This is a genomic window from Paraburkholderia sp. CI2, assembly GCF_014201055.1.
Lineage (GTDB): Bacteria > Pseudomonadota > Gammaproteobacteria > Burkholderiales > Burkholderiaceae > Paraburkholderia > Paraburkholderia tuberum.
The window spans coordinates 181,422-208,095 of sequence record NZ_JACHDL010000011.1 but is presented as its reverse complement, the minus strand read 5'-3'; the positions used below and the strand labels follow the sequence as shown (position 1 = coordinate 208,095).

The following is a 26,674-nucleotide window of genomic DNA, read 5'->3' as shown; positions in this document are numbered from 1 at the left end:
TTTTACGCGTTGGACGAAAATCGCCAGGGCGGGCGATCTGGACAGTTCGGGAGCAACCCGGTCAAGCCGCGGTTCGACCCATATTAGCGTTCGCCGCGGGCCATGCTGCCCCACACCCCGTCGCGCAGGATCAGCCCATGCAACAACGCCGCCGCCAGATGCAGCAGCACCGTCGCGAACAACGCGAACGCGAGCCACGTATGTAGCGCGCGCAGCAGCGCGAACAGCGCGACGTCGTGCGGTGCGATCGGCGGCAGATGCAGCGGACCGAACAGCGTGATCGGATAGCCGGCCGCCGATAGCATCGCCCAGCCGATCAGCGGCATCGCGAGCATCAGCCCGTACAGCACGAGGTGCGACGCATGCGCCGCGATTCGTTGCGGCTTCGACATGCGCGCGGGCAATGGCGGACTGCCGCGCATCACGCGCACCGCGAGCCGCACCAGCACGAGCAGCAGCAACGCGATGCCGAGCGGCCGATGCAGCGCGACCAACGCATCATGGGCACGCGATACCGTCGCCACCATGCCCACGCCGATAAACAGCATCGCGACGATCAGCGGCGCCATCGTCCAGTGCAGCAGCCGCGCGAGCGGACTGAAGTGAGTGCGGGTGCGCGTCATGAAGGCTCTCCGTTTGGCTGGGTTCGATGGATCTCGGGATGCAGCGCCTCCTCGCGCGTGCGGCGTTGGAACGACCGTGCGTAGGCCGCAGAGCGCGCGGCGAGCAGCGGATCGTCCGATGGCGCGATGCCGGCGGGCACGATCGTCGGATCGAAGTTGATGTCGCGGCAGGCGCCGTCCTCCTGCGACGTGGTGCGTTCGATCACGAGCGTCCCCGCGTCGACGCGCTGGCGGTCGTCGGGCCACTGCAGCGTCGCGTCGCTGATCGGGTCGCCCGGTTGCGCGACGGTCAACAGCAGATGCCAGCGCAAGGGTCCGTGTTGCAGACGCTCGTCGAGCTCGGCGGCGAGGAAGTTCTTTTCGGCCTGCTGCGCCGCGGTGATCGGCGCGTAAGGCGTGTCGGGCACGACGGCCCAGCGCACGGCGCGCGTCGTGCCGCGGGCATCGGTAAACAGAAACGCGTCGATGCCGTAGTATGCGGCGTTCGCGAGGCTCGACGACGGCGCGTGCGACTTGACCCAGCGCTGGAACGGCTGCGTCTCGGGATTGGCCGCGTAGAACGCCTTCAGCTTCGCGGGGTCCGGTTTGCCGGTCGCAGGGTCGGGCTTCGCGGCCAGCAATTGCTGATAGAACTGCGCAGGCGTATGCACCGCGAACACCGGCGTCGAGTTCATGCCGGTACGCCACTGTTCGCCATCGCGAAGCCGGAACTGCAGCGCGAGACTGCGCACCGGCGAGCTCGTATCGGGCGCGGACGGATTGCCGCCAGGCACCGCGAAGCGACCCGACACCGGCGTGCGGCCCGGCGCGAACACTGCCGCGTGCGACAGCGCCGCGCCATTGCCGTTGCTGTCGAAATAGCCGTCGACGCACAGGCCCTTGGCGTGATTGCGTCGATAGCCGGGATGCGGGCCCGCGACCGCCTCGAACGTATCGATGATGCGCGGGGCGGTCAGACGCGCGGGCGTCAGCCACCCCGCGGTGTAGGCGAAGCCGCCCGCGAGCGCGAGCGCGACCGCGCCGATCGCGGCGAGCCGGCATGGCACGCAGATCGGCCGCGGGTCGGAGCCGGCGGGGTTGGGCTTGGGTGCGAAGGGTGGTGTCACGGAAACTCCTTGCCGGATGGATCGATGATTCGATCGATGGGTCGATCGACTCATCGACCAACGTACGGGCGAACACGCCTCGCTACGGTCTATTCCATCCGGCCCTGGCGCGCACATTCAAACCCATTCGCGCGCCAGTGGCCGATGCTGCTTCAATGGGTGCCAACGGCCGGCGCTCCCGAGTTCGCGACGTGGCTCGCGGCGAGCGCCGCTTGCGCGGCGAGCGCCTGCTTGCGCTGCTCGACCTGACGTGCGAACACGGGACTGACATCGGGATACGACGCGTCGGTGATGTAGTCGAGACCGTTCTGCTGCGCCTCGATCAGTTCCTGGTACACCTGAGCGCGTGTCTTGCCCTGCGCAAACGCGCTCGACGAAGCGGCGAGAACGACGAACGACAAAGCAACGAACGAAAACTTTTTCATGATCGACTCCTTGGAGAGTTGTGCGGGTTCGCACCAGGGAGAACCACGGGTGGGCAGCGTTTATTCCTGTATTCGCGGCGTGAAAAAAACATCGCCGGCGCGGGGAATAAATGTCCCCGCCGCCGTGTTTGCCATCCGATAGCAGCAATCAAGACCGCGCATCATCATGACCTCGACTCACCGCCCCTCCGGCGCTCCGCCCTCCGAAGACGACATCCAGGCCTATGCGGACGGCACGCTGACGCCCGAGCGCGCCGCGTCGCTGCGCGACTATCTCGGCAAGCATCCGGCGGAAGCACGGCGTGTCGCCTTTTACGACCGCTTGAACGCACAGATCCAGGCCACGTTTCAGACCGCCGAGGAGCCCGCGCCTGGGCACCTCGGCGGATCGCGCCCGCTGCGCATGCGCCCGCAACCGGGTGGTCGCGTACGCCGAACGCTCGTCGCGCTCGTCGCGCTCGTCGCGCTCGCGCTGATGCTGAGCGCCATCAGCGGTTGGCTCCTGGCGACTCAGGTGTCGGCACGAGCGCTCGATAATGCCGCCGTGATGGCGCTCGCCGAAGCCACCGCACGGCCCTTTTCCTCGGCATCGCCGACGCGCGTCGATCCAGCCGCGCCGGATCTCGGCGCGATCGGCCTGCGCCTCGTCGAGCAACGCGTGCTGCGGCTCGGGCCATTGCAGCGCGCGGACGAACTCGTCTATCTGAACGGCGATCAGCAACCGGTGGTCGTGCTGTCGGCCGCGGCGCCGTTTGCGCGGGAAGAGCCGCAGTGGGCCGCGCGCCGCATCGGCGAGCTGCGGCTGTTGACGTGGACCGCGCAGCGGCAGCGTTTCGTCGTCGCGGGCAATGCGCGCACCCACGGCCTGATGCGCGCCGCCGACGTGATGAGCGCGCGCTGACGCCGGTGCACGCGGCCCTCGCGGAATAAAATGCGCTGACAGGTGTTTGCAGTTCGAACGCATCGTGCGACGGAAGCCTCCGCGACCGGCCCGGCGCGTATCGATACCGACGCGAGTGAAGCCGATGCCACCCCCACGCCCCTTGGGACCGGGAGCAACCATGGATGTCCGTGACGAGCTGATCGAGCACGTGCCGCGTCTGCGGCGCTATGCGCGGGCGCTGATCAACAATCGGGAGCTCGCCGACGACCTCGTGCAGGACACGCTCGAGCGCGCGCTCGGCCGCACCCGTCTGTTCCAGCCGGGCACCGATCTGCGCGCGTGGCTGTTCACGATCATGCACAACGTCTTCGCGAATCAGGCGCGCAAGGCGTCGGCACGCGCGGTCCACGTCGCGGTCGACGACGACAGCATCGCCGAAAGCGAGCTCGCGGTGCCGTCGGGCCAGACGCGTTCGCTCGAAATGCGCGACCTCGACTACGCGTTGCAGCGGCTGCCGGTCGAACAGCGCGAGGTGGTGCTGCTGGTCGGTCTCGAGGAGATGAGCTATGCCGATGTCGCGCTCGCGCTGAACGTTCCGATCGGCACGGTGATGTCGCGGCTCTCGCGCGGACGCGAACGGCTGCGGGCTTTGATGGCGGGCGCCCAGCCCGGTGCGAAATTACAGGTGGTGCGATGAGCGAGCCGCAAATGCCGATCGGCGAAGAAGACTTGCACGCATACGTGGACGGCACGCTGTCCGGCGAGCGGCGCGACGAGGTGGAGCGCGCGCTCGAACAGAATCCGGAGCTGGCCGCGCGCGTCAGCGATTACTTTTCGCTCAATGGTCTGCTTCACGAGCGCTACGACCGCGTGCTCAGCGAGCCCGTGCCGAAGCGTCTGCAGACCGGTGTGCCGCGCCGCGCGCGAGCGGCCGCGAACTGGCCGCGTTTTGCCGCGCAGTTCGCGGGCATGGCCGCGGCGCTCGTGCTCGGCGTGGGCATCGGCATGCACAGGAACGATCTGATTCCACCGGTTGCGATCGATCGAACCGACCCAGGGGCCGAAGCGCAAGCCGGAAATCGTCCGGTCAGCGCGGACAGCGCCGAGGGCTTCGCGCGCCAGGCGGCGCTCGCGCACGTCGTCTACATGCCGGCGATCGACCGGCCGGGCGACATGAGCGCCGATCGCGAGCAGGACTTCGTGCAATGGCTCGCGAACCGGCTCGGCACCGAGGTCCATCCGCCGATGCTGTCGAAGAGCGGATTCATGCTGTCAGGCGGCCGCCTGCTGCCCGGCGACGACGGTCCGACCGCGCAGTTCATGTATCGCGGACCGAACGGCGAGCGCGTCACGCTGTGCATCGCGCATCGTCGCGAGAACGCGAATACGACCGCGTTCAAGCTGTATCAGGCGGGGCCCGTCAACGTGTTCTATTGGGTCGACGGCGATTTTGGCTATGCGGTGTCGGGTGGGATCGATCGCAAGGAGCTGCTGCAGCTCGCGCATGATGTCTATGCGCAGTTGACGGGGGCCGCGCCCGGTTGAAGCGGATGGGTTCCGCGCCGCGGTTCGCGCATCAACGTCGTGTCCTCTCCTGCCCCGACATGGCCGTGTCATCGCGCGCGGCGCCGCGCAGTTCACGCGGCGTTGCACCGAGCAAACGCGACATCCAGTGCGCCATATGGCTCTGATGCGCAAAGCCCGTTTCGAGCGCGATCTGGCTTGCGCTGAGGCGTCCTTGCAGCAGCAGCGTTCGCGCGCGCTCGACCCTGCGCTGTACCACGTACTGATGCACGGGCACACCGAGCGTGTCGCGAAACAGCGCCTTGAAATGCGGCACGCTCAGTTGCGCCTGCGCGGCGAGCTCGTCGAGCGTCAGACGCTGATCGAGATGCGCGTCGATAAACTCGATCATACGTGCGGCCGTGCGCGGCGCGAGCGTACGCCGCCGGTTGCCCGGCATGGGTTCGACGCCGATCAGACGCACCAGCATCGCCGTACACAGACTTTCGGCGTAGAGCGGATCGGACGCATCGTCCGCTTCGAGCTCCGCGCGCAGCGCCCAGGCGAGATGCTGAAAGCGCGGATCGCGCATCTGGAAGCGCGGGCGCAGCTGCGCGTCGGCCGAGTTCAACGCGAGTTGCTCGACGGTCCGTCGCGCGAAGTCCTCGGCAAACCAGACGCTGAAAATCGTGCAGGCGGCGTCATCGTTCCACTGACCTTCGAGCCCCGCGGGGATCACGTCGGCGTCGCCGTGCGCCTGAATCCGCGTATGGCGGCGCGCATCGCACAGACAGCGCGCAGTCACCGGCGCACCAACGTGCACGCCCACGCGATGATGGCGAAACGCGGGCATCCGATGCAAACCGGCCGACACGTTGACCAGCTCCGCACCGAAGCCTTGCCAGCCAAGCGCCGTGCTCGTGCGCACGGCGATGCGCGAGCCGCTGTGCGGCGCAGGCGCGGGAATCGGGGTGACGGCGTTCATCGCTTGTCTCCTGAGTGAGCTGAATGACCGCGAGATGCCTGCATTGTGCGGCGCTTTTGGCAGGTTCGCCGGCGTGACGGAATTTCGTAGCTCGCGAACAGCCAACGCGACTCGCGCGACCTGCGCGGCATCGGCGTAAAAAATCATCCAGATCTGCGCAAAGTCATCCAGATCTGAGCGCCTCGCGAGCACCGCGTCCCTACCATCACGTCATAGCGATCCTCAAAAGGAGCACAACGTGTTCGTCATTTTCGGAGCGACCGGTCACGTGGGACACGCGAGCGCAACCGCCTTGCGTCGCGCGGGCCACCAGGTACGCGCGGTGGTGCGCGACGCCACGCAAGCCGAAGCGCTCGCGGCAATCGGCTGCGAGATCGCGATCGCCGACCTGAACGACGCACAGCTGGTCGCGCGCGCGATCGACGGCGCGCAGGCAGTGCAATGGCTCTGTCCGGTGCCGCGAGCGCATGACGATCCCGCGGCCGCCATGCGGCGCATCATCGACGCGGGCGTCGCGGCTTTGCGCTTGAGCGCGCCACCGCGGCTCCTCGCGCTGTCCGACTATGGCGCCGAGCACGCGGATGGCACCGGCATCACGACGCTGTTCCACTGCCTCGAAACGCAGTTGCGCACCGTCGCGTCGTCGCTGATCTTGTTGCGCGCCGCCGAGCACATGCAGAACTGGGCACGCGTGCTGCCGGTCGCGCTCGGCCGGGGCGCGCTGCCGAGTCTGCATGATCCGCTCGACAAGCTGTTTCCGACCGTCGCGGCGCAGGACGTCGGCGAGCTTGCCGCGCAGTTGCTGCTCGATGAAGGGCCTTCGCGCGCGACGCCACGGGTGGTCAGTATCGAAGGGAAAGAGCGGGTAAGCGCGCTCGACGTCGCGCGTACCTTGGCGGAACTGTCCGGGCGGCCGGTTATCGCCCACCGGGTGCCGCGCGACGAATGGAGTGCCGTGCTGCGCGGCGCCGGGCTCGGCGAGCGGCACGCCCAACTGATCGTCGATCTGTACGACGCGCACAACGCTGGACGCATCGACGTCGAGGCGAATATCAGCGAGCGACGCTTCGGCGCCACCACGTTGCGACAGGTGTTGAGGGCGCTGCTATCGGGCGTGGCCGGTACGGCAGCGGCGGCGCGGTGATCCGCGTGGATGTAGGGCAAGCGGACGGCGTGGCGCGGCGCGGCGCGAACAGCGTCGAAGGCGTTCAACACTGGAGAGATAGCATGCAGACCTGCCCGTTGCTTCGCGCATCGATCGACGCCAGATCAACGAAAAATGCACTGCGACGGATGCAGTGCGTAGCGTCAACACCGTCAACGCACCCGAGCTCACGCGCCGAGCGCTGGCTGCGCATAGCGATAAGGCTATCGAGCTTCATGGGCTGGCGTGCGCTTGCCAACCTGCTCGTGGCGCTTCCCAACAGCAATGACGATTTCGGCGTGTTCTAGCTTCTCAGTCATGAGCCGCGGGCGGGTCAAGCGGCGCTGACGGTGCCGGCCTGGTGGCAAGCACCGCGCCGCAAGCCGCCACCAACCCGCTTATCGAGCCGGTTTACTCGTTCTCGTCGAAATGGTGACGCGGGCGAGCCTTCTCGTACAACCCTACGCCAACGCTTACGCCGGACCACTGAGAGGTTGATACTGTCAGCGATACAGTCGGGTCACGGCCTTTTTCAACGCGATCAACCCTGAACCAGGGTTCGAGCTTCTCTGACCACAACGACGACTTTTAAGGTACAACCACGAGCTGAGGTCTTAATGCAGCGCCGCTACGTAGCCGCGCTAGCTACGATCGGTCTGCTGTGACATTCCGCCGGCAAGCTTCGGTTCGCGCCGGCGCCGGTTCAGAACAGCTGGTGCAACAGAAAACACCTTACATCGGCATCCCATCTCAAGTCGCGCCAGGTCATTCCTGTCTTTTCACCGCGCTATTACGCGTATTGCGTTCGATCGCTGTGAGCAGTAGCAGCAAAGTCAGGAAACCTGTCAACGCGAGAAGAATTCCCAGCGACGAACCGAACTGAACGTTTTTGCCCTCTGCCGCCTGAACGGCGCTTTGGGCCGCATCAATCCGCCCAATCTTGACACGGGCATACTGATCCATGGCCGCTGCGACATACCGCTCGCGGTTGTCCCATTCCCACGTAGCAGCGTGCTGCCCGGCAGCCGCAACAACGTCGGACAGTTCATCCAGGAACTGCTGTCGGTCGGCTTGGGGAATACGCTCGAGCCACGCCTTGAGCAGCGGTTGGCTTGCATTATTCTGGTTCAACAGGGCATTAAGCGGAGCGGGGATAGTTAATCCCGCGGCGCCAGCGACATCCGCCATGGCGTTGCCGTTCGCGCTGCCGATCTTCAGACCGTCATTGGCCGCCTCCGAACCCGCTATCGAAGAGAGTACCTCGCTCGCGCTGACGGGCGGATCTGTGATAACAGCTGCCGTCCTCGGAACGCCAAGCGCAAACATTAATGCGATCATCGCCAGGATGGCGCCAACTAGCGCGATGAGACATAGCACGCGCGCCATGCCCAATAGACGCTTTTCGATTCTGTCTGCGATCCCCATATGAACTCCGTCGATGTCTGTTCGACCTACCGTCGCCTTTGCCTCACGGCTTGCGCAGATAACGCTCCGAGAGCGCCTCGTACAGCGGTGGCGCAAACAAGCGCGAGACGCGACTCGCGATGAGCGCCGTGGCCATCAGCGAGATAACGAGCGCGTGCCCGTTGATCATCTCGATGACGATCACGAACGCCGTGATTGGGCTCTGGGTGACCGCCGCCAGATAGCCGACCATGCCGAGCGCGATGAGCATCGGAAGCTGGATCTGCGAGAACGCCATGTGAACCGTGTTGCCGATGCCAGCCCCGATCGCGAGCGACGGGGCGAACAGGCCTCCGGGCGCGCCTGGCAGATACGATCCCACCATCGAGACCATCTTCAGGAGCGGGTATGCCGCGCTGACATGCGCGCTGCCTTCCAGCATGCTCCGCGCTTCGGCATAGCCGCTGCCAAATGTATGGCCATTTGCGCTCACGCCGACGACCGCAATGACCAGGCCGCATAGCGCGCCGAATAGCACAGGCCGCTTCACGCGCAGTTCGAGCAGAACTTCGGGCATCCAGCGCTTCGTGTTGAGCAACAGCCAGCAGAAGCATCCCCCTAGCGCGCCCGCAAGGACACCGATCAGCACCACGGCGAGGCTGATCCATCGGGGCAATCCCGACCCGATATCGATCGTGCCGAAATATACATAGTTTCCCTGAAGCCCAAGTGAAACGACGCCAGCGAAGATGATTGCCGTGATCAGCACGCCGCTCGCGCGCTCCTCGAAGCTGCGCATGAGTTCCTCAATGGCGAACACCACGCCTGCGAGCGGAGCATTGAACGCCGCCGACAAACCGGCGGCCGCACCCGCGAGCGCGAGTCTGCGCTCCAGCACGCCCGGCCGGATCGCCAGAAAACGCCTCGGGTAAAAGCGCCTCAGGCTGAACATCAGGGCGGCGCCAACATGAATGGTCGGACCTTCGCGGCCGATGGTAAAGCCACCGAGCAGGGCCAGGAACGAGACCAGAATCTTCCCAACGAGAATACGCAGTGTGAGCAGCCGTGGCCCGAGTTCGTTCGGCCCGTGCAGCATGGCGATCACCTGGGGGATACCGCTGCCCTCGGAACCGTCAAAGAAGCGCCGTGTAAGCCACACCGTAACGGCGCCTGTTGCGGGCGCCACAATCAGAGGCAGCCAGAACCGGTCAGCCGCATAGCGAAGGAACACAGCGTAGCCGAAATCGATCAGCTTCGCGTAAAGCACCGCGACCAGGCCTACGGCGATCGCCCCCAACCAGAACACGCCATAGTGGAGCCATAACCGGTTGATGCGCTGCAGCTTTCGACGGTCCATCAGCGCGAGAATGCGCACGATCTGTTCCCCTGTTTTTCTTCTGGGTTTTTTCCGGCGACGCCCTCACCCGCTGCATTTCGCGCCGGAAGCGCGACTCAGACTTTCCGCGGTGACGGAACCTTCATATTGAACGCGATTGCGAGCCAGCACAATACGAGCCCGGAGCACGCGTAAAACACCGCGTTCGCGCCATTGTGTTTTAGAAGCCAGCCGCCAACCACGCCGCCGAGGGCAAGGCCGATCGACTGCGTGGTGTTGTACACGCCCGTGGCCGCACCCTTCCGATCGCCCGGCGCGAGCTTCGAGACGAGCGAGGGCTGCGACGCTTCGAGGATGTTAAAGCCGAGGAAATACACGAACAGCACGGCGGGCACGATAACGAGTGTATGTTGGAGCGAGCCAAGCAATAGCTGGCCAATGAGGATCAGACCGACTGCAGAAACGACCACGGCCTTCATTTTCCCCCGCTTCTCCGCGGCAATGATGGCCGGCACCATCATGACGAATGCAATACCCATGACCGGCAGATAGACCTTCCAGTGCAACGAGACCGGCAGCCCTGCGTCGACGAGCAGGCGAGGCACCACAAGGAACAGCGCCGTTTGCGTGGCGTGCAGTACGAGCACGCCGAAGTTCAGGCGCAGCAGCTCGACGTTGTGGAGCACTTCGGCAAATGGCGCCCGCAAGTGGACGGGCCGGTTCGGCGAATCCGGCACGACCCAGATCACCACGCCCACCGCGAGAATCGAGAGCGCGCCGACCAGCGAGAACAGGCCGCTCATCCCGAGCCAGTGGAACACCAGAGGCGCACCCACGATCGCCACCGCAAAAGAAATGCCGATCGAGGCACCCACCATCGCCATTGCTTTTGTGCGGTGCTGCTCGGTAGTGAGGTCGGCAATAAAAGCGAGCACCGCGGAGGAAACGGCGCCCATTCCCTGGATCACGCGACCGACGATTATCCACACAATATCGTGCGCCCCCGCGGCGACGAAGCTGCCGATCGCAAATATTACGAGACCCGTCGCGATAACTGGCTTGCGGCCAACCTTGTCGGAAACCCAGCCGTAAAAGATATAGAAAAGCGATTGAGTGACGCCGTACGCCCCCAGCGCGATGCCGACCAGCAGGAGATTGTCGCCGCCGGGAATGGTTTTCGCATACACCGAAAACACCGGCATGATCATGAAGAGACCGAGCATGCGCAGTGCAAAGATCGCTGCGAGCGACAGCGTCGCTCGCAGCTCGAGCGCACTCATGCGCGAGCGGGAAGTGGCCGATGTGGAAGTTGCGCTCATATCGTGTAATCAAAAAAAAACCCAGCAGTCGCTGGGTGAAGATAGCTGCCGATGCTGCAGTCGGACGTGCTTGACCGGCAAGCTGAGGACACGTCGAAGTCACGCGATTCCGCGGCGCACCCGCTGAAAGCCTGGCGCAATATTATGGCACGACATGACATTTGTCGGAATTTAGACGCGAAAACTTAAACGAAACTTAAAACCCGGCCCGTGAGCCCTCGCTCGCGTCGCGCGCGGCACCGCCGCCGGCGTGCTGCTTGAGACCCTGGTGATCTGGGACCGCGCGCTCTTTTATGCGGCCTTCAACGATCCCCAGACGGTCATTGGAACCCTGAGCGCCGCGAGGGCTCCCGCTCCCGGAAGCGGTTCGGATGCGGCCAGACCTCTCGTCCTACGGCCGCACGACGAAGGGCACGCGCGATTTACCGCTCGCGCAGATTACGTCGGATCGCAATCATCTAGCTTCGCGACATGTCGAGAATTATTGGTCCGATGCGGCAGGTCGCTAATAAATGATGCGTCGGCGCCGGGTTCGATGCGCGTGGCGACGATGATCCTTTGAACGTCAGGTCGCATCTGCAGACTTATCGCGTCTATCCCCTGGAACGCCCTTGCGCTGACAACGGCATCGGCGCTGTCTCGCGATAACGAAGACATGCGCCTGCGTCGCAGCGCTCCAACGGTCTAAATACCCCAGAGAATATCGTCGCCATGGCGATGGGCCTCGCGCATCATGTCGAGCAATGGCCAGGCGCGATGTTCGACGGTCGCGGCCGCACTGTTTGAACTATGGTCGTTCGGCACGTGATGGAGGACGTTGAGGGCTAATTCAGTGCGTGCCTGATCTTCGATAGCGCGTTCAAGTCGCGTTATCACCGTACCCAGTTCGTCGTGGCTGATGACGCCACGAGTGGCGACTTGCTTACCAATGGCTGCGAGGAGATATTCCGCGAGGTTCCGCAGCATGACGACGTCCGGAGTTGAACGGCACTTGAACGTAGCAAGCATACAGACCTCTCCGCGAAGGACAACTGTGCCGTTGCGACGGCCGCCGAGACGGCCGCCTGATGCAATCGACGCTTATAACCAGCAACGAGGCTTGCGCGAATCCCGATATCCAAAGTGGAGGCCAATGTAGCACATTGTGCTATATAAAGATCAGATGCGGGGACCATACCCTACCGGCGAACAGGCAGGACGACATGAATCTAACTCGCGGGCAGCGCTCATTAGCTGCGCACGACGCTCGTTGTTGTGGCATAAGCGGAGGCAATAAATGCCATGATCGACTGCTCTTTGGGGGCGTGATGCCCCTTCAGAATAAGCTAACGCTAAATTGTCCCTCTGTACCGCCAGGGACGCTTTGGCATCGCGGACAGATTCATCGTGCGCTCGCGGACGAGGCGGGATGCTCGGCAGGCTTCGAAGCCATTTGTGCGGTTTGTGCGTGCTGAGGAATGGCGTCCAGGTCGACCCAGCCATACCGCACGCTCGCCACCGCCTGCCGGAGGACGTCATTTGCCTGATAGTACTGGTGATGAGAGATCAGCCTCGCAGCGTCATTGACGTCCGCGATCACCAGTTTTAGCGGAACGAGTTCCATGGTGTAGGCAACGTTGATATTCGCGACCTTCAGGGCGTTGAGCGCCTGATCCCGCTGACCTTGCTTGATGTGCTCATTCGCGGATGCCACCGCTTTGGATTTCTCGGAAGACTGGGCGAGATTGTCGGTGATAGTTACGTCAGCGCCAACTGGAAGCCACATCAGTTCCTGCGAAGCGCGAGCGACGTCCGCTTGGACATGCGGCGCGCTGGAAGCCGTGGGCGGAAGTTTCAAGACTTTTTCAGCCTTGGTAAAAGCAGTATTGTCAGCCTGCGCTTCCTGCAGTGATTTCTGGGCGGCTTTTACAAGCGTGGCGGCCTCCGAACCGTTACCGTTGAAGATTGCGAGTCGCGCAAGTTCGATCTGCTGGAAGGCCTCGTTTCCTTTCCCCGAGACTTTGCCCATGTCCGACGCGACGGCCCGCGGGGACTCGGCGGCCTGCACGGTCGCACCACAATAGGCGGCGGAGAGCAACGCGCACGTGACAGCGATAACCTGATGCCTTTTCATGGTTCATTCTCCTCAGCGAGTGTCCAGTTCCAGACGTCCCATGCGGCCTTGCGCGCTCACATCGGCGGCGCATATGGCATGCGAGACTTTCACAGGGCTTGAACTTCGAACAGTTGACGCTTTAAAGCTAGGCCTTGGTGCTTAAAGGACGCTTAAGAAGGAGCCATCCGGACGCAAGGCGGCAGCACTGGGTAGTGCGAAGAACCGGACCTCGCCAGTTAGCGTTCGCATCACGGCTCGACATATGACCTGGCCGGCCGTGTGTTCAGGGACAAACCCGCCCCCCAGAATCTTGATGTGCCCCGCTACATGTTTGCGTCTTCCCACTACCGTTACTATCGGGAAAGATGAACAAGGCGAGGCATAGTCAGGCATGAGCCCGTACAACCTTCTTACTTGCAGCGCATCGCGTTCCAACCACCGCACGCGTCCGAGGCGCCGAGTCCGACTGTCGTGGAGGGCGAACAAAGAGAGTGTGCACGCTGGCCGCCTCTGCTGCGGTGGTCTGCCGTGCTCGACAACGGTGGGGTATGCATGAAGAGGGCGCTCATTCTGCCCTTCGCTTCCGGTTAGACAAGTCTTGCTCGATCCCCGCTCATTACATGAGCGCGACTCCCTGACCAGATCTCACCGTTGGAAGTCTGGCTTGCAGTTCAGGCAGGTACTCGGGTAGTCCCTTCAAGCGCCCCGCTAACGGATAGAGCTTCCGTTGACTCCTCCTTCGCTGAACGATGGCGTTGCCAGTCAACTCGTCGCGTCCATTCGCTCCATCATTGCTCGCGTCTGCTCGACGCCCAACGCGCAGCGCATTGCGAGCCTCATCACGATCACGCTCCAGAGCGCCACTAGAAGAATGTCCCAACCGAATCCGATCACACCGAGTCCGCCACCGATGCCGCCGAGCCAAGACAATAACCAGATGCCCCCAAACCATGGCAACAGCCACGCAATGTTGTTCCAGCCGAAGTCTTTCGCAGCTTTGCGCAAGACGATGTGGTAATACGCCGCGTAGAGTACGAAACCGATCGCCACCAGCGCAAACAGAAAGGTGTTCGTTGCAAAGCCAGTCCAATATATTACGAGGTTGCTGCAGATAAATGCGACTGGCGCCAGCACGGGCGCGGCCCACATGCGAAATGGACGATGCAGTTCCGGAAGGTTACGGCGCAACACCAGCAACGCGACCGGACCAAGACCATATGTCAGCACCGTAACCGACGTAATGTAGTCGACCATCTTCTGCCATGCAGGAAACGGCAGCAGGAAAATGGTGCCAACCACCCACATCACGAGAACCGCCAGCCATGGCACCTTGTTGCGGTTCAGCTTTGTCAGCATGCGGGGACCTGCCTCCATTTCGCCCGTAGCAAAGAGGACGCGCGATCCGCCGGTTACATACATCAGCCCCGTGCCGCCGGGCGATATATAGGCGTCGATATATAGAAGCGTCGCCATCCAGCCGAGCCCGAGCGTCGCGGCAAGTCCAGCGAACGGTCCCATTTCCCCCTTGAAGCTGAGGTGTGCCCATCCGTGCGTGAGATCGACCGGCGACAGCGCCCAGATAAAGGCCACTTGCAACATGATGTAAACCACTGCAGCGAGCACGACCGAGCCAATCACGGCTAGCGGAATGTCGCGATGTGGATTGGCCGTTTCGCCACCGAGGTCGATCGCAGTACGGAAGCCCAAATAGCTGAAAACGATACCTGCTGCGGGAAGTGCCGTGAACATGCCGGAGAGCTTGTAGGTGTCAGGCGCCGCACGCACGACATCCCAGTGGGTGCTCGCTGCCATCAAGCCGACGATGGTCAGTATCGGCACCAGAATTTTCCACCACGTAATGGTTGAATTGACGTTGAGCAGCCATCTGATCACCATCAGATTCAGCAGCGCGGTGATTCCGAGCAAACCGGCGCACACGAAGAAGCCCGCCAAACTCAGCACCCCGGCGGAGCCAGGACGGATTAGCCATGGCAGATAGTTGCTTGCATAAGTGACGATTGCTTCGGCTTCGACTGCAGGCACCGGGACATAGGCGAGGAAGAGCAGCCAGCACCATAGCCTTCCAAGTCCGTCGCCATGGCTCGCGTGGCTCATATGAACCAGCGCCCCACTACGAGGAAAAACGGCGGCAAGCTCCGCAAAACATAGCGCAATCAGCATGATGATGACAGCGCCAAGCGCCCAACTGCCTATGCTCAACGGACCGGCTATTCTCGATGCATGGTAGGCGCCGAACAGCCACCCTGAACCAATCATGCTAGTGGTGCTTGCGAACAGCAACCCCACTATCCCAGCATCGCGACGCAGTTTGCCCGATAGCGTCAGGTCGGAAATCGTGCTCATTTCTGGTCTCCTTGCGCCTGCCCCGAAGTTCGGTTTTTGAACCGGCGTTGCGCGAAAGAGGCGGTGCGCATCCGCGCACCGTCATACATGAACGGCTCACCCTGAACGCTTCGACCGTAAAGACGGCGATAAAATCCCCGCCGTGAACCGAAGCGACAATTAAAGGGCTTGGAAATGCCTGTGCGCTTCGACGAGCGTTAGTTCACACTGTGCCATTTCAGATTCGTGGCATGGCTTCATGCGATTCAAGCATCGTCGAGCATGCGCCAATCGCTCGCACTGGCCCCGGCCAGAGTACGCACACGAGCTTCGTCGCGCGCAAGTTCTTGCGCGGATCCGGAAAAAACGACCCGACCATCGTCGAGCACGCAAGCCGCGTCGGCAATCTCGACAGCCGCTCGAACGTTCTGCTCAACCAGAAGCACCGACATGCCTTCGGCGCGCATTCTGACGATAACTTCAAACACTTCCTGCACCATCAACGGTGCGAGACCTTGAGACGGCTCATCGAGAAGCAGTACGCGTGGGTTGAGCAGCAGGCCGCGTGCGATCGCGAGCATTTCCTGCTCCCCTCCGGAGAGTTGCCGGCCCTTGCTGTTCCGACGCTCGCGTAACCGGGGAAAAAGCTCAAACACACGTGCGATCGTCCAAGGACCGGTGCGCCCGTTGGGCACAAGCAGATTTTCTTCCACGCTGAGACCCGCGAATATGCGCCTCCCCTCCGGCACATATCCGACACCGAGCGACGCGACCCGGTCTGGCGGCCAGCCGGTCGTTTCGCGGCCTAGAATGTTCACCCTTCCCGCGCGTGGCCGGGTCAATCCCATCAGGCTTCGCATGGTTGTCGTCTTGCCGGCGCCGTTGCGCCCTACCAGGGCGACAATCTGGCCGTCGTCAACGTCCACCGATACGTCATGCAGAATGTGGCTCTTGCCATACCAGGTCTGCAGTCCCTCGGCAACCAGGGCACTCATTTTGCTGTTCCCAGATAGGCTGCTTGCACGGCTTGATTGCCGGTGATTTCTTCGGGCGTTCCTTCTGCCAGAATCCTGCCTTCGGCGAGCACCATGATGCGCTGTGCCAGCTGGAAGATGACGCGCATGTCGTGCTCGATCAGAATCATCGTCAGCGATCGATCGCGGTGCAGGCGTCGTATCAGTTGCGTCACGTCGTAGGTTTCCTGATCTCCCATCCCCGCGGTCGGTTCGTCGAGGAGCAGGAGCCTGGGTTCGAGTGCGAGCGACATGATGATTTCCGTGGCTCGCTGGTCGCCAAGCGACAGCTCACCCACCAACCGGCGCGCACGCTGCTCGAGTCCGCCGAGCACGAGCAATTCTTCCAGCCGCTGGTTGACGGTCGTGCGCGCCGCCCTCGAGAGCCACGGCGAGAGCCTGTGCCCGGCCCGAAGTTCGACCGGAATCCGCAGATTATCGCGAACGGACAACTCAGGAAAAACTTCCGTAATCTGGAAAGTCCGCGCCATTCCCATGGCAACGCGGCGATGAGGCGCAAGCCGGGTCACGTCGCGTCCGTCGAACACGATACGCCCCGACGTAGGCGGAAAGAACCCACTGATCAGGTTGAAGAACGTCGTCTTTCCTGCACCGTTAGGCCCAATTACCGCGCGAAGCTCACCGGCTTCCACAGTCAGGCAAACATCGCTAACCGCGCGAAGATTGCCGAACCGGTGAGATACGTGATCGACTACGAGCAGGCTCATGAACGCACCCCGCCCGTCCGGATGCCCAGCACGCCACGGGGAAAGAACAGAACGACGAGGATGAACAGCAGGCCGATAAACGACATCCAGTTCTCAGTCCGTGTGGAGATGTAATCCTGAACCAGCACGAAGACGGCCGCGCCGATCAGCGGTCCCCACAACGAGCGCATTCCCCCCAGCACGGCCATGATCACAAAATCGCCTGACTGGTCCCACCGCAGATCATGCGGATCGGCGAAGTTATTGAGCAGCGCGTACAAGGTACCGGCAAAACTCACGAAAAAGCAGGAGATCACGAACGACAGCCAGATATGCTGCTCCACCGGCAGCCCGAGGAAGCGCGCCCGCTTTTCGTTCTCGCGTATCGCCAGAAGCGTACGGCCAAACGGAGAGCGCAACAGCGCAGTCATGACGCCAACCGACACGGCAAAGCAAAGCAAAACGAAATAGTAAAACACGGTGCTGTTGCCAAGAATGTCGATTCTCTGCTGGCCAAAGTGGAGAGGCATGCGATGCCATCCGGAGAGTCCATCGTCGCCGCCAGTCACGGCGTTCCAGCGAAAGGCGACGAAGTAGAACACCTGGCCGAATGCGATCGTCGCCATCGCGAAATAGACGCCCCGAAGCCTGACAATCAGCGCGCCGATGAGCGCCGCCGCCAGCGTGCCGGCCGCGACCCCAATGACGATACCAAGCGGCGTATTCGGCACCAGATAACGGATCGTCATACCAACGCCATACGCGCCGAGACCAAAATATGCCGCGTGACCGAACGACAACACGCCAGTAAAACCGAGTAGAAAATTGAGCGCCATCGCCGCCAATGCCATTACTACTACGCGTGTACCAAGTGCCGTATAGCCGCCGAGCCAGGTGATCCAGTACGGCATGGCAGCGAGCGCCAGCCAGACCGCCGCATTCCCCGCGAGTTGCAGTGATGATCTCACTGGACCCTCCCTTCCTCACCCAGCAGTCCGCGCGGACGTACGAGCAGCACTAGCCCCATCAGGACGTAAATCACCGCTTCGGTCGCGGACGGGAAAAAGACAGAAGTCAGGCCAGAAGCGACGCCAATGAGAATGCCGCCGAGCAGCGTACCCGGCAGGCTGCCCAGTCCCCCGACGATGATCGCAACGAAACTCGGCATGATGAGCGAATCACCGATGGTCGGTTGCAGTCCGAGCATGCCGGCTGCCAGTACGCCAGCCAGCCCCGCGAGAAAGATGCCGAGGCCGAAATTCATGCTGCGAAGCCACCGTACATTCACGCCCAGTGTCGCGACCGTTTCGAGGTCTCCGACACCAGCGCGGATACGAATGCCGGATCGAGTGAACTTCAGGAACATGAAGAGCGCCGCCACGACGATCACAACCAGTACGACCATGAACACACGATAGCCCGTTAGAAAGAAGAACGAGGACGTCAATGGCTGGTTCAGCGCGTCCGGAATCTGGTATGGCAATGTCTGAGGCCCCCAGATATAGCGGCTACCGTCCTGCAGCAGAAACGCGAGCCCGAACGTGAGCAGCAGACTGTATAGGGGATCTCTTCCATACAGCGGGCGAATCAGTACCCGCTCGATCAGCAGTCCGATAGCAGCCGTCAGCAAGGGTGCAATAACAAGCGCCGCCCAAAAGCCGACATACGGCATGATCGTGTAGGCGAGGTAAGCGCCAATTGCCAGGAATCCGCCGTGCGCGAAGTTGATGACACCGCTCAGATTCAGGATCAGCGACAGGCCAAGCGCCATTAGCGCGTAAAACGCGCCAATGACGATACCGTTGAATACGTTGAACAGGATCAGTTGCGTCATACCGTTACCTGTGCTGCCGACGTCCGCTTCCGATGTCCCGGCTCATCGGTCGCGCGGCAGTTGCGGCAGCGCGACGTCATTAGGCACTCAGCCCCCTGTCTGGCTTCCCGAACCGGTCATGCCCATGTGAGATGGCAGCCGGTTTCGCTGACCGGCAGCGCCGCGTCGATGCCCTTTACCAGCTGATCGACGTGGAATAGATCATCAGGTCTAGGTCCCTGCGCTACCGCATGTCCCACATAGAGATCCGGCATGAGCTGATGGTTGCCGGCCCGATAGAACGGTGTGTCCGGCATCAGCCCTACGTCCGGCGGCAACTTGAAGCCTTCGAGCGCCCGCGCCAGTTTCACTGCGTCAAGCGTCTTCTCCTGATTAGCGACGAGTGCAACGCTATTGACAGCGACGTGCCCGAACCAGTGTCTGGCAGTCGGCACTCTCCCGGCCTTCTTACGGATGCCGGCCACGTACTCCGCTACGTGGGGTACGTTGGGCTGGTCCCAGTACCATTCGAATACCCACGTACCGATTCGCGCATCCGGCGGCAAGCCCTCGAGCACCTCCAGTTCCTGCTGCGCCCCGGCGATGTGGAAACGCTTGTTAAGGCCGAACTGCACCGCCTGCTTAAGCGAATTGACAGCATCCTGACCTGCGGTAAGAAACAGGATGACGTCAGGATCGGCAGCCTGCGCCTTGATCAAATATGACGAATAGTCGGTGGTGCCAAGCGGCGCCAACGCGGCTCCAGCCTCCACCCCTCCGAACTTCTTCAGGCTCGCCTCGAAGCCGAGTTGCAAGGTGTGGCCAAATGCGTAATCGGGGGTGATGAAAAACCATTTTTTTCCGTACCGGTCGAACAGGACCTTCGATACCGAGTTGGTTTCCATCCTCGTCGTATTGCAGACCCGAAAGACGTTCCAGTGACAATCTGTACCGGTCACGGCGTCGGTATGCCCACCCGTCACAATATGCAGTGTTTTCAATTCGTTCGAAACCTGCCCGATCGCAAGCGCCATAGCCGAGTTGACGTTGCCAAGCAGGAAGTCCACCTTGTCACGTTCGATCAGCTTGCGCGCCTTCTGTACAGCAGCGCCAGTATCCGCGCTGGTGGAATCCTCCACGATGAGCTGAACCGGACGACCCAATATGCCCCCGCGCGCATTGATCTGATCGATCGCGTATTCGCAACCCATTTGCTCGTTCTTGCCGAGTTCGGCGTACGTACCTGTCAACGGGTCGTCGAGCCCGAATTTGATTGGAACCTCTCCGCGCGCCTTGATGATGAAGGGTGCGCCGATCTGCGCAATTCCGGCTGCGGCAGCAGCCTTCAGTACGAGCCGGCGATGCCGTCGGCCCGCGGTCGATAGTCTTCCCATTTCGGTCTCCCACAGAATGGACACGTCCGAGCAATGCTCGCGCTCTCCTCCTGGGAAAGCTGGTTCCGATTTCTACGCTTCGGATTTCCAACGCATATCAAATGTTAGTGCACGATATGACATAATTCCATGAGATGTAACGAAACATCTGAGTGCCAGCCGGTCTATCGCGGTGATTCAACGCACACCGGCGCGGTGCGCGGGTAAAGCGCTTCAGTAAATGTCCCGGGATGCGCATGAAAGAGACTCGGGAAAACCTCCACTCTGAAGAACCCTTCCTCCATTGAGGCATCTGGAACAACTCCGATGCTCGCGCCGGGTGTTGGGAGATCTGGCAGCATCGTCGGCAGTGGTCGCGCTCGCAACCGATCCGGTTGTCAAAGATTGCGCCAACGCGGCGTACACGCCGTCACGTAATGCGTTTGGGCTGGCAATCAGCGCGGTCGCCATCAGCGAATGACCAGTGCGTCCCTATTGATCATCGCGATGACAATCACGAAGGCCTTGCCAACCCGGAGATGACGCTGATCAGCAGCACCGCGACGGCAAGTAGACCGGGCATGTAATTGCCTACTTCGATTGCGCCGAAGTAGTTGTAGCTGCCCTGCAGACTGAGCATGCAAACTGAGCGAAACGACCCCGGGGAGAACGATGGCCGTAATGATCACGCCGCTCATGCGTGCCTCGAAGCTGCGGGTCAATTCGTTGATGGCAAAGACCGCGTTCACAAGCGGCGCATTGAACGCCGCCGACAGGCCTGTGGGGGCGCCGGCGAACGCGAGCCTGTGCTCGAGATCGACGCCGCGGATGGTCCGAAGTCGCGCGGGATGGAAGTGCCGCAGGTTAAGCATCAGCGATGCGCCGACGTGGATCGTCGTCCCTCCGCGGCCGATGGATGATGCCGCCGAAAATGGGCAGGAATGACGCCACGATCTTGCCGATCAGGATCCCGAAAGCGGCGGCGCAAGTCTGCCGCGACCATACAGCGTGGCGATCACCTGAGGATTGCCGCTGCCTTCCGCGCCGGGAATGAACCGGCTTGTGATCCAAACTCCGGCTGCGCCGATAGCCGGCGTGAGCAGCAGAGGCAGCCATCAGTAGACGGTGGTAGTACGCCGTAATATGTCACGATCTGCGTCAATCAGATGCGCTTCCAGCACTGCGACGAGAGCGGTGACCAACGGGCTCACCCAGAAGATTCCATAGTGGAACCAAAGCCGCCGAACATGTTGCAGCGTTCTTCTGTTCAGGACGCGGAAGAAAGTGGCAGACGGTTTCAACGTCAGATATGGATCAACGCAAAAAAAGCCCAGCCGTGAAGCTGGGCGGAGGGGAATCGCCTTCTGTCGCCTGAAAACGAGTGGGCTTGCTGCCGGACCATACGCCATAACATGCAATATCGGCACGCCAGGTCCCACACCACTATCCCGTAGGATAAGCACGTTGTGACATTTATTCAAGCGACTCCTTCACCTTTTTCGTAAAACCAGGAAGGGGGAACACGGCAGGAGTTCATTCAGATGACCTTCGCGAGATAACGGCGGCTGCTCCGATGGCGGCATCGCCTGGGAAAATACGGAGGCACACCACGCAAACGCCACATAGACTTCAAGACGTCGCTTCCCTCGACGTACCGTCCTGCTCCACGTCGTCACTTTTCTGGAAGACAGAATGAAAAAATGCACGATCCGGCTCACGTTCGTGATGCTCGCGCTGCTCGCCGGATGTCATTCGGAAACGAAAACGCCGCAAACGGTCACATCGAGCGGCCAGGCTGCCAATGCGTCGGCGCTCAGTACCGGTCCCTCGACGATCGACGAACTGAACAATCCCAACAGTCCGCTTGCAAAGCGAAGCATCTATTTCGATTTCGACAGCTATACGGTCAGGGATGACTATCAGGCGCTACTCCAGGCACATGCGGACTATCTGCGCCGGCATCCGTCCCAGCATGTGCTGATACAGGGCAACACCGACGAGCGCGGCACCACCGAATACAATCTCGCCCTGGGCGAGCGGCGCTCGCAGGCCGTCATGCGTGAGCTGGAAACGCTTGGCGTGCCCGGGACGCAACTGGAAGCCGTCAGCCTGGGCAAGGAAAAACCGGTGGCGCTGGGGCACGACGAGGCGTCGTGGTCGCAGAATCGCCGCGCCGACCTGGTGTACCGCTAATTGCGCAGCGCACGACGCGCGGACCAGTTCAAAGCCCGAAGTACCAGAGCCGCACGTCCTCTTCCTCCGACCATATCTGCACGTCCAGCATCTCGTCGAATTCGACCGGCTCGCCCCGGTACATGCAGCAGAACCCGCGCTCGGTGCGATACACGATCACCCACTCGCGCGGGTCGGGGGTTGCGTCGGGCGAACGGTCTTCCCGTGTGCTCCCGGCATCCGCAAGGTGCGCTGCGGCCTTGAGCCGCTCGCGCAACGTCCGCCACTCAGTTTTCAGCTTCACGGTCGCTCACCTTGAGACCCCTGCCGTGCACGGCATACGAAGCGTCGTTGACGCGCACGGATTGCGTCGACGTGGCGGTCCTTGCGCGAGCCCGGGGCTGGAAAATATCGATACTGCGCGCGACGGCGTCCGCAATATGCTCCTTCGCAATCACGCCGGACACGTCGAACGCGCCATCGACAGCGGTATCGACGAGGACCACCGCCATCACCGCGCGGCGCTGCCGGAGTTCGCTGATCACTTCGAACGCCGCATCGGATCGCTTCACGACGATGAAGTTGCGATGCGCGAGCTGCCCGATCGTGACCGTCGGATTGTCATGGCTGACCGCGCGGCGCAGGCCGGTGTTGATGCGCAGCACGCCGTACAGCATGCCTGCCTTCGTGACGACGATGTGCCGGAACGGCGCGACGCCCATGCGATCGAGGAGATCGCGAAACGGCACGTCCGCGTCGAGCACCAGTATGTCGGCCTCCATGATCGCCGCCGCGTTCTGCACGAGAAACATATTGGCGTGCAACGCATCCGGAATGACATGACCGCGCCTGACGAGTTTCATCGTGTAGATCGTCTCGCGCGAGAGGAGCCGGCGGGTGCCGATGCTGAACGCAACCGCAAGTATCATCGGCAGCACGATGTCGTAATCGCGCGTCATTTCGAAGATCATCGCCACTGCCGTCATCGCGGCACCCGTGCCGCCCGCGACCACCGCCCCCATGCCGACCATCGCGAATGCAGGCACGCTGACCGGAGCGGCCGGCACCAGCAGATGGAACAGGGACGCCAGCGCGGCGCCCAACGTCGCGCCGATGAACAGCGACGGCGAGAACACGCCGCCCGACGAGCCGGAGCCGAGGCTAACCGACGTCGCGGCGATCTTGCACAGCGCAAGCAGCAGCAGGAACAGGCCACCTTGCAACTGTTCATTGAGCGTCGCCTGGATCGTTGCGTAGCCCACGCCTTCCACGTAGTAGTGGCCTGCGTAGCGCATCAGCAGATACATCATTGCGCCGACGAACAGCATGCCGAGCGCGTGGCGCGCAAAACGCCCCGGAACGCGCTCGAAGGCGTCCTCCGCCCAGTGCAATACGCGAATCAGCAACGCGGCCGCCACGCCGGCCACGACCCCGAGCAGCGCGTAAAGCAGCAGCGTGAAGCCGCTCGCGAGATGGTTATCGAGCGCTCCGAGCTGAGGGGGAACCAGGAAAGCCGCTGCTCCGCCAAAGAACAGCCGTCCCACGAACGTGGCGGTGCCCGTTGCCAGTGCGACGGGCAGAAAAGTCCCCACGCTGATTTCCGGCATCATCAGCTCGGTCGCGAACAGTACGCCGCCGATCGGCGTATTGAACGTCGCGGCAATGCCGGCCCCCGCGCCGCTCGCAACGAGAATGATCCGCTGACTGGCGGGCATCCGCAGCCACTGACCCAGCGTCGAGCCCAGTGCCGAACCGATCTGGATGATCGGACCTTCCCGGCCCACCGCCGCACCGGTGCCGATCGCGATCGCCGATGCGAGCGACTTGACGACCGCCACGACCGGACGGATCACGCCGCCCCCGAAATAGATCGCGTCCATCACTTCTGGCACGCCATGCCCTTTTGCTTCCGGTGCAAAGCGGCTTACCAGCCACGTGACCGCGAAGCCGCCTGCTACCGGCACGAGAATCACCCATGCGCCCCACGGCGACGGCGGGGTAAACTGGCTCGCGTCGTAGAGCGGCGAAAGGCGTCCGAGAAACGCCGCATTATGGATAGTGCCGATCAGCAACCTGAACACGACCGCGCCAAAACCGGTCACGATCCCGAGGCAGAACCCCAGCATGCTCATGCGATAGAGGTCGAGCGGCTTCGCGACTTCTTGGGCGTTTTCAGGAGGCGCCGAATCTCCTTCCTTGCCGTCGAGCTTCGTGGGGGCCATATCCCGCCTCTCCTCGCATGACAACACCGCGTCACCGTTCGGCGCGGGAGCCTCGAGCGGTCCCATGCACGCAATACAAGGTCCACGCAGAAAGAAGCCGAGCGGTCTTGGGGGGGATGATCGAACATCGCACCGCCCGCCTGAATCGGTCGGTGCGACCGGGTAGACAGGCCTCGGCAATCATGTCATGCCGTGCCATGCACTATAGTCCTATCAACGCGTGTTCACCAACCTTGATGGTCGTGGCGATACGGAACACCCAACGCTCACTGCATCTCGATCCGGCGCGGGCACGCAATCCATCTGATACGATTTTGCGCTGTCACCCCGTCACGCCGCATTGCCGGTGCGCTTTGCGATAGAGCAACAGGATTTCAGCAAGGCTGCAGAGAATCCGGTTTCAGGCGCCTGGTCCATGTTCCGAACGAGACAGGTAGCAAAGTGAAGCAAACATCACCGCACATCCGGGTCGGCATGCCCAACAAGCAGGATCTCGAAGCCATGTCGGCATTCCGTTACCAGTTACGCAGGTTCCTGCGGTATTCGGAAGAAATTACTCACGCGGAAGGAGTCACGCCTCTGCAATATCAGATGCTCCTTCACGTCAGGGGATTTCCCGACCGCTCCTGGGCCAGTATCGGCGAACTGGCTGAACGGTTGCAGGCAGCGCCCAACGGCACCGCGGCGCTCGTGTCCCGCTGCGAAGCCGCCGGGCTCGTCGAGCGTCGCCCCGACGCTTCCGACCGGCGACTCGTGCAGGTCCATTTGACGGAAAAAGGCGAGCGGTCCCTGTTGAAGCTCGCGATGCTGCACAAGCGGGAAATCGAGTCATTCGGTTGGGCGCTGGGGCAGTTTCAGGTTCAACAAACACCACTGGTTGGCGGAGCGGCCAAATCGCCGGATTGGTGATCATGCAGCGTCGCCAGGGATGAGCATTTGTCGACGGCCGGCGCGCCAGCGACGATCTCCGCGTGCCAGCCCTTTAGCCCGTGTCCGTACGACCCATTCTCAAGACATCCAAGACCGCTTGGGCTAATGGGTGATTACCCTCGCACGGACGCGCCAGAAGCTTTCAGGCCTGCCTTAATTGGGGCGATCGTACTTGTCATGCCAGGAGCGGCGCCTGTGGCGCGAAGTCCGCTGGATGACATTTTCCGATGGACGCGAGTGGCTCGACGCCCCTCAGCGGCCACCGCTCGCCGCTTCGTGTGGAGCCGCAATGCACGCGCCTTCCGATTCGGCGGCACGTTCGACAGGTGGCCAAAGTGCCTTGCTAAATGCCCTATCGTGCGCTAAAAAACATTTACTTCCTTCGCGTGTCTACTGGCCGTCCGGCCAATGCCATGGACGCCCCCACCCAGCGAGCACGACTGTCCATGAGTCTTCTTGAGCTCAGAGGCGTTTCCAGGCATTTCGGCGCCATTCAGGCCCTGACCGACGTGACGCTCAGTCTGGAGCCAGGTCAGGTCGTGGGGCTCATGGGCGATAACGGGGCCGGGAAATCGACTTTGGTGAAGGTCGTCGCCGGCAACTTTCCACCTTCGCACGGCGAAATTCTCATCGATGGAAATCCCGTGCATTTCAACAAGCCGGTCGACGCGCGCGCGCGCGGCATCGAAGTCGTCTATCAGGATCTCGCGCTCTGCGACAACCTGACGGCAGCCGCCAACGTTTTCCTTGGCCGCGAACTGCGGGTCGGGTTCGGGCCTATCCGCGTGCTCGATCACGCGACCATGTATCGGCGTGCGGGTGAACTGTTCAATGCACTGAAGTCCGAGACGCGCCCGCGCGACCTCGTCAGGCAAATGTCGGGGGGACAGCGGCAGGCGGTGGCCATCGCCCGCACGCGCCTCTCGGAAGCGAGGCTCGTTCTCATGGACGAGCCGACCGCCTCGATCAGTGTGCGCCAGGTCGTCGAGGTGCTCGATCTCATCAGACGCCTGTCCGAACACGGTATCGCCGTCATCCTCATCAGCCACCGCATGCCTGACGTATTCGCCGTCGCCCACCGGGTGGTTGTCATGCGGCGCGGGCGCAAGGTCGCGGACAAGAAGACCGAAGAGTCCTCCCCGGAAGAAGTGACCGGACTGATCACCGGCGCCCTCGCCGCTGCCTGAACCTGCCTCGCATCGGAGCCACCACATTGAACGACGCGCCGCGAAGGCCCCCTACAGTGCCGCCATTGCTCGATGATCCACAATCCGCGAG

26 protein-coding genes and 1 pseudogene are annotated in these 26,674 nt (G+C 62.2%); 9 read left to right on the top strand and 18 right to left on the bottom strand.

Features of this window, described 5'->3' with window-relative positions:
* Positions 1–83: 83 nt before the first annotated feature.
* The 3 genes from HDG32_RS17730 to HDG32_RS17720 form a co-directional block, all read right to left on the bottom strand.
* Complete coding sequence (locus HDG32_RS17730; protein ID WP_184069397.1) at positions 84–623, bottom strand: cytochrome b; 540 nt, start codon at positions 621–623, stop codon at positions 84–86.
* Complete coding sequence (locus HDG32_RS17725) at positions 620–1,675, bottom strand: catalase family peroxidase (RefSeq protein WP_409340038.1); 1,056 nt, start codon at positions 1,673–1,675, stop codon at positions 620–622. Before HDG32_RS17725 ends, HDG32_RS17730 begins: the two co-directional genes overlap by 4 nt.
* Positions 1,676–1,881: 206 nt before the next feature.
* Entirely contained in the window at positions 1,882–2,154 is a 273-nt protein-coding gene (locus HDG32_RS17720; protein ID WP_184069395.1) for a DUF4148 domain-containing protein, read from the bottom strand.
* 166 nt (positions 2,155–2,320) lie between these two features.
* Here HDG32_RS17720 and HDG32_RS17715 point away from each other — a divergent pair, with 166 nt between their 5' ends.
* The 3 genes from HDG32_RS17715 (at position 2,321) to HDG32_RS17705 (ending at position 4,582) form a co-directional block, all read left to right on the top strand.
* On the top strand, positions 2,321–3,055 hold the full coding sequence (locus HDG32_RS17715; protein ID WP_184069393.1) for an anti-sigma factor: 735 nt from the start codon (positions 2,321–2,323) through the stop codon (positions 3,053–3,055).
* A 160-nt stretch (positions 3,056–3,215) separates the two neighbouring features.
* Complete coding sequence (locus tag HDG32_RS17710) at positions 3,216–3,734, top strand: sigma-70 family RNA polymerase sigma factor (RefSeq protein ID WP_018421072.1); 519 nt, start codon at positions 3,216–3,218, stop codon at positions 3,732–3,734.
* Positions 3,731–4,582 (top strand): anti-sigma factor, encoded by an 852-nt coding sequence (locus tag HDG32_RS17705; protein ID WP_184069391.1) that lies wholly within the window; start codon positions 3,731–3,733, stop codon positions 4,580–4,582. Before HDG32_RS17710 ends, HDG32_RS17705 begins: the two co-directional genes overlap by 4 nt.
* Positions 4,583–4,613: 31 nt before the next feature.
* Here the strand turns inward: HDG32_RS17705 and HDG32_RS17700 are convergent, their stop codons facing one another.
* On the bottom strand, positions 4,614–5,525 hold the full coding sequence (locus HDG32_RS17700) for an AraC family transcriptional regulator (protein WP_184069389.1): 912 nt from the start codon (positions 5,523–5,525) through the stop codon (positions 4,614–4,616).
* A 238-nt stretch (positions 5,526–5,763) separates the two neighbouring features.
* Here HDG32_RS17700 and HDG32_RS17695 point away from each other — a divergent pair, with 238 nt between their 5' ends.
* Positions 5,764–6,669 (top strand): NmrA family NAD(P)-binding protein, encoded by a 906-nt coding sequence (locus HDG32_RS17695; RefSeq protein ID WP_184069387.1) that lies wholly within the window; start codon positions 5,764–5,766, stop codon positions 6,667–6,669.
* Positions 6,670–6,752: 83 nt separating this feature from the next.
* The gene (locus tag HDG32_RS17690; RefSeq protein ID WP_184069448.1) at positions 6,753–6,977 is read left to right on the top strand and encodes a hypothetical protein; all 225 of its coding nucleotides are present in this window, start codon (positions 6,753–6,755) and stop codon (positions 6,975–6,977) included.
* A gap of 457 nt (positions 6,978–7,434) precedes the next feature.
* Here HDG32_RS17690 and HDG32_RS17685 read toward each other — a convergent pair whose 3' ends face one another.
* The 5 genes from HDG32_RS17685 to HDG32_RS17665 form a co-directional block, all read right to left on the bottom strand.
* Complete coding sequence (locus tag HDG32_RS17685) at positions 7,435–8,094, bottom strand: hypothetical protein (protein ID WP_184069385.1); 660 nt, start codon at positions 8,092–8,094, stop codon at positions 7,435–7,437.
* Positions 8,095–8,137: 43 nt separating this feature from the next.
* A complete protein-coding gene (locus tag HDG32_RS17680; RefSeq protein WP_184069442.1) occupies positions 8,138–9,430 on the bottom strand; it encodes a chloride channel protein in 1,293 nt (430 codons plus the stop codon).
* Positions 9,431–9,525: 95 nt separating this feature from the next.
* Complete coding sequence (locus HDG32_RS17675; RefSeq protein WP_184069383.1) at positions 9,526–10,689, bottom strand: MFS transporter; 1,164 nt, start codon at positions 10,687–10,689, stop codon at positions 9,526–9,528.
* A 723-nt stretch (positions 10,690–11,412) separates the two neighbouring features.
* Positions 11,413–11,736, bottom strand: a complete 324-nt coding sequence (locus tag HDG32_RS17670; RefSeq protein WP_184069381.1) for a DUF1840 domain-containing protein — start codon at positions 11,734–11,736, stop codon at positions 11,413–11,415.
* Positions 11,737–12,109: 373 nt separating this feature from the next.
* Positions 12,110–12,841, bottom strand: a complete 732-nt coding sequence (locus HDG32_RS17665; protein ID WP_184069379.1) for a YfdX family protein — start codon at positions 12,839–12,841, stop codon at positions 12,110–12,112.
* A 231-nt stretch (positions 12,842–13,072) separates the two neighbouring features.
* Here HDG32_RS17665 and HDG32_RS17660 point away from each other — a divergent pair.
* Positions 13,073–13,208 (top strand): annotated as a pseudogene (locus tag HDG32_RS17660) (ubiquinol-cytochrome c reductase iron-sulfur subunit); the annotation flags it as partial.
* Between the two features lie 377 nt (positions 13,209–13,585).
* Here HDG32_RS17660 and HDG32_RS17655 read toward each other — a convergent pair.
* The 7 genes from HDG32_RS17655 to HDG32_RS36450 all read right to left on the bottom strand — a co-directional run bounded on the left by HDG32_RS17655 (position 13,586) and on the right by HDG32_RS36450 (position 20,944).
* Entirely contained in the window at positions 13,586–15,187 is a 1,602-nt protein-coding gene (locus tag HDG32_RS17655; protein ID WP_184069377.1) for an APC family permease, read from the bottom strand.
* Positions 15,188–15,432: 245 nt separating this feature from the next.
* The gene (locus tag HDG32_RS17650; RefSeq protein WP_184069375.1) at positions 15,433–16,161 is read right to left on the bottom strand and encodes an ABC transporter ATP-binding protein; all 729 of its coding nucleotides are present in this window, start codon (positions 16,159–16,161) and stop codon (positions 15,433–15,435) included.
* Positions 16,158–16,907: an ABC transporter ATP-binding protein gene (locus HDG32_RS17645; protein ID WP_184069373.1), complete on the bottom strand. Its 750-nt coding sequence runs from the start codon at positions 16,905–16,907 to the stop codon at positions 16,158–16,160. Before HDG32_RS17645 ends, HDG32_RS17650 begins: the two co-directional genes overlap by 4 nt.
* Positions 16,904–17,797: a branched-chain amino acid ABC transporter permease gene (locus HDG32_RS17640; protein WP_260330577.1), complete on the bottom strand. Its 894-nt coding sequence runs from the start codon at positions 17,795–17,797 to the stop codon at positions 16,904–16,906. Before HDG32_RS17640 ends, HDG32_RS17645 begins: the two co-directional genes overlap by 4 nt.
* Positions 17,798–17,850: 53 nt before the next feature.
* Positions 17,851–18,720, bottom strand: a complete 870-nt coding sequence (locus HDG32_RS17635) for a branched-chain amino acid ABC transporter permease (RefSeq protein ID WP_184033934.1) — start codon at positions 18,718–18,720, stop codon at positions 17,851–17,853.
* Between the two features lie 116 nt (positions 18,721–18,836).
* Positions 18,837–20,093, bottom strand: a complete 1,257-nt coding sequence (locus HDG32_RS17630; protein WP_184069369.1) for an ABC transporter substrate-binding protein — start codon at positions 20,091–20,093, stop codon at positions 18,837–18,839.
* Positions 20,094–20,542: 449 nt separating this feature from the next.
* On the bottom strand, positions 20,543–20,944 hold the full coding sequence (locus tag HDG32_RS36450) for a chloride channel protein (RefSeq protein ID WP_260336504.1): 402 nt from the start codon (positions 20,942–20,944) through the stop codon (positions 20,543–20,545).
* A gap of 820 nt (positions 20,945–21,764) precedes the next feature.
* Here HDG32_RS36450 and pal point away from each other — a divergent pair.
* Entirely contained in the window at positions 21,765–22,265 is a 501-nt protein-coding gene (gene pal / locus HDG32_RS17620) for a peptidoglycan-associated lipoprotein Pal (protein ID WP_184069367.1), read from the top strand.
* A 28-nt stretch (positions 22,266–22,293) separates the two neighbouring features.
* Here pal and HDG32_RS17615 read toward each other — a convergent pair whose 3' ends face one another.
* Positions 22,294–22,548 carry a hypothetical protein gene (locus HDG32_RS17615; RefSeq protein WP_184069364.1) on the bottom strand — a complete coding sequence of 85 codons (255 nt, stop codon included), beginning with the start codon at positions 22,546–22,548 and terminating at the stop codon, positions 22,294–22,296.
* Entirely contained in the window at positions 22,532–24,466 is a 1,935-nt protein-coding gene (locus HDG32_RS17610; RefSeq protein ID WP_184069362.1) for a chloride channel protein, read from the bottom strand. The genes HDG32_RS17615 and HDG32_RS17610 overlap by 17 nt, the downstream gene beginning before the upstream one ends.
* Before the next feature lie 474 nt (positions 24,467–24,940).
* Between HDG32_RS17610 and HDG32_RS17605 the strand changes: the two genes are divergently transcribed.
* The gene (locus tag HDG32_RS17605; RefSeq protein WP_184069440.1) at positions 24,941–25,375 is read left to right on the top strand and encodes a MarR family winged helix-turn-helix transcriptional regulator; all 435 of its coding nucleotides are present in this window, start codon (positions 24,941–24,943) and stop codon (positions 25,373–25,375) included.
* A gap of 467 nt (positions 25,376–25,842) precedes the next feature.
* A complete protein-coding gene (locus tag HDG32_RS17600; protein WP_184069360.1) occupies positions 25,843–26,583 on the top strand; it encodes an ATP-binding cassette domain-containing protein in 741 nt (246 codons plus the stop codon).
* Positions 26,584–26,674 lie beyond the last annotated feature (91 nt).

Bases quoted from the DNA above. Each gene is read 5' to 3' on its own strand.
- HDG32_RS17730 (WP_184069397.1), bottom strand. From the start codon at position 623: ATGACGCGCACCCGCACTCACTTCAGTCCGCTCGCGCGGCTGCTGCAC.
- HDG32_RS17720 (WP_184069395.1), bottom strand. From the start codon at position 2,154: ATGAAAAAGTTTTCGTTCGTTGCTTTGTCGTTCGTCGTTCTCGCCGCT.
- HDG32_RS17715 (WP_184069393.1), top strand. From the start codon at position 2,321: ATGACCTCGACTCACCGCCCCTCCGGCGCTCCGCCCTCCGAAGACGAC.
- HDG32_RS17710 (WP_018421072.1), top strand. From the start codon at position 3,216: ATGGATGTCCGTGACGAGCTGATCGAGCACGTGCCGCGTCTGCGGCGC.
- HDG32_RS17705 (WP_184069391.1), top strand. From the start codon at position 3,731: ATGAGCGAGCCGCAAATGCCGATCGGCGAAGAAGACTTGCACGCATAC.
- HDG32_RS17700 (WP_184069389.1), bottom strand. From the start codon at position 5,525: ATGAACGCCGTCACCCCGATTCCCGCGCCTGCGCCGCACAGCGGCTCG.
- HDG32_RS17690 (WP_184069448.1), top strand. From the start codon at position 6,753: ATGCAGACCTGCCCGTTGCTTCGCGCATCGATCGACGCCAGATCAACG.
- HDG32_RS17685 (WP_184069385.1), bottom strand. From the start codon at position 8,094: ATGGGGATCGCAGACAGAATCGAAAAGCGTCTATTGGGCATGGCGCGC.
- HDG32_RS17680 (WP_184069442.1), bottom strand. From the start codon at position 9,430: ATGGACCGTCGAAAGCTGCAGCGCATCAACCGGTTATGGCTCCACTAT.
- HDG32_RS17675 (WP_184069383.1), bottom strand. From the start codon at position 10,689: ATGAGTGCGCTCGAGCTGCGAGCGACGCTGTCGCTCGCAGCGATCTTT.
- HDG32_RS17670 (WP_184069381.1), bottom strand. From the start codon at position 11,736: ATGCTTGCTACGTTCAAGTGCCGTTCAACTCCGGACGTCGTCATGCTG.
- HDG32_RS17665 (WP_184069379.1), bottom strand. From the start codon at position 12,841: ATGAAAAGGCATCAGGTTATCGCTGTCACGTGCGCGTTGCTCTCCGCC.
- HDG32_RS17655 (WP_184069377.1), bottom strand. From the start codon at position 15,187: ATGAGCACGATTTCCGACCTGACGCTATCGGGCAAACTGCGTCGCGAT.
- HDG32_RS17650 (WP_184069375.1), bottom strand. From the start codon at position 16,161: ATGAGTGCCCTGGTTGCCGAGGGACTGCAGACCTGGTATGGCAAGAGC.
- HDG32_RS17645 (WP_184069373.1), bottom strand. From the start codon at position 16,907: ATGAGCCTGCTCGTAGTCGATCACGTATCTCACCGGTTCGGCAATCTT.
- HDG32_RS17640 (WP_260330577.1), bottom strand. From the start codon at position 17,797: ATGCCGTACTGGATCACCTGGCTCGGCGGCTATACGGCACTTGGTACA.
- HDG32_RS17635 (WP_184033934.1), bottom strand. From the start codon at position 18,720: ATGACGCAACTGATCCTGTTCAACGTATTCAACGGTATCGTCATTGGC.
- HDG32_RS17630 (WP_184069369.1), bottom strand. From the start codon at position 20,093: ATGGGAAGACTATCGACCGCGGGCCGACGGCATCGCCGGCTCGTACTG.
- HDG32_RS36450 (WP_260336504.1), bottom strand. From the start codon at position 20,944: ATGCTTAACCTGCGGCACTTCCATCCCGCGCGACTTCGGACCATCCGC.
- pal (WP_184069367.1), top strand. From the start codon at position 21,765: ATGAAAAAATGCACGATCCGGCTCACGTTCGTGATGCTCGCGCTGCTC.
- HDG32_RS17610 (WP_184069362.1), bottom strand. From the start codon at position 24,466: ATGGCCCCCACGAAGCTCGACGGCAAGGAAGGAGATTCGGCGCCTCCT.
- HDG32_RS17605 (WP_184069440.1), top strand. From the start codon at position 24,941: ATGCCCAACAAGCAGGATCTCGAAGCCATGTCGGCATTCCGTTACCAG.
- HDG32_RS17600 (WP_184069360.1), top strand. From the start codon at position 25,843: ATGAGTCTTCTTGAGCTCAGAGGCGTTTCCAGGCATTTCGGCGCCATT.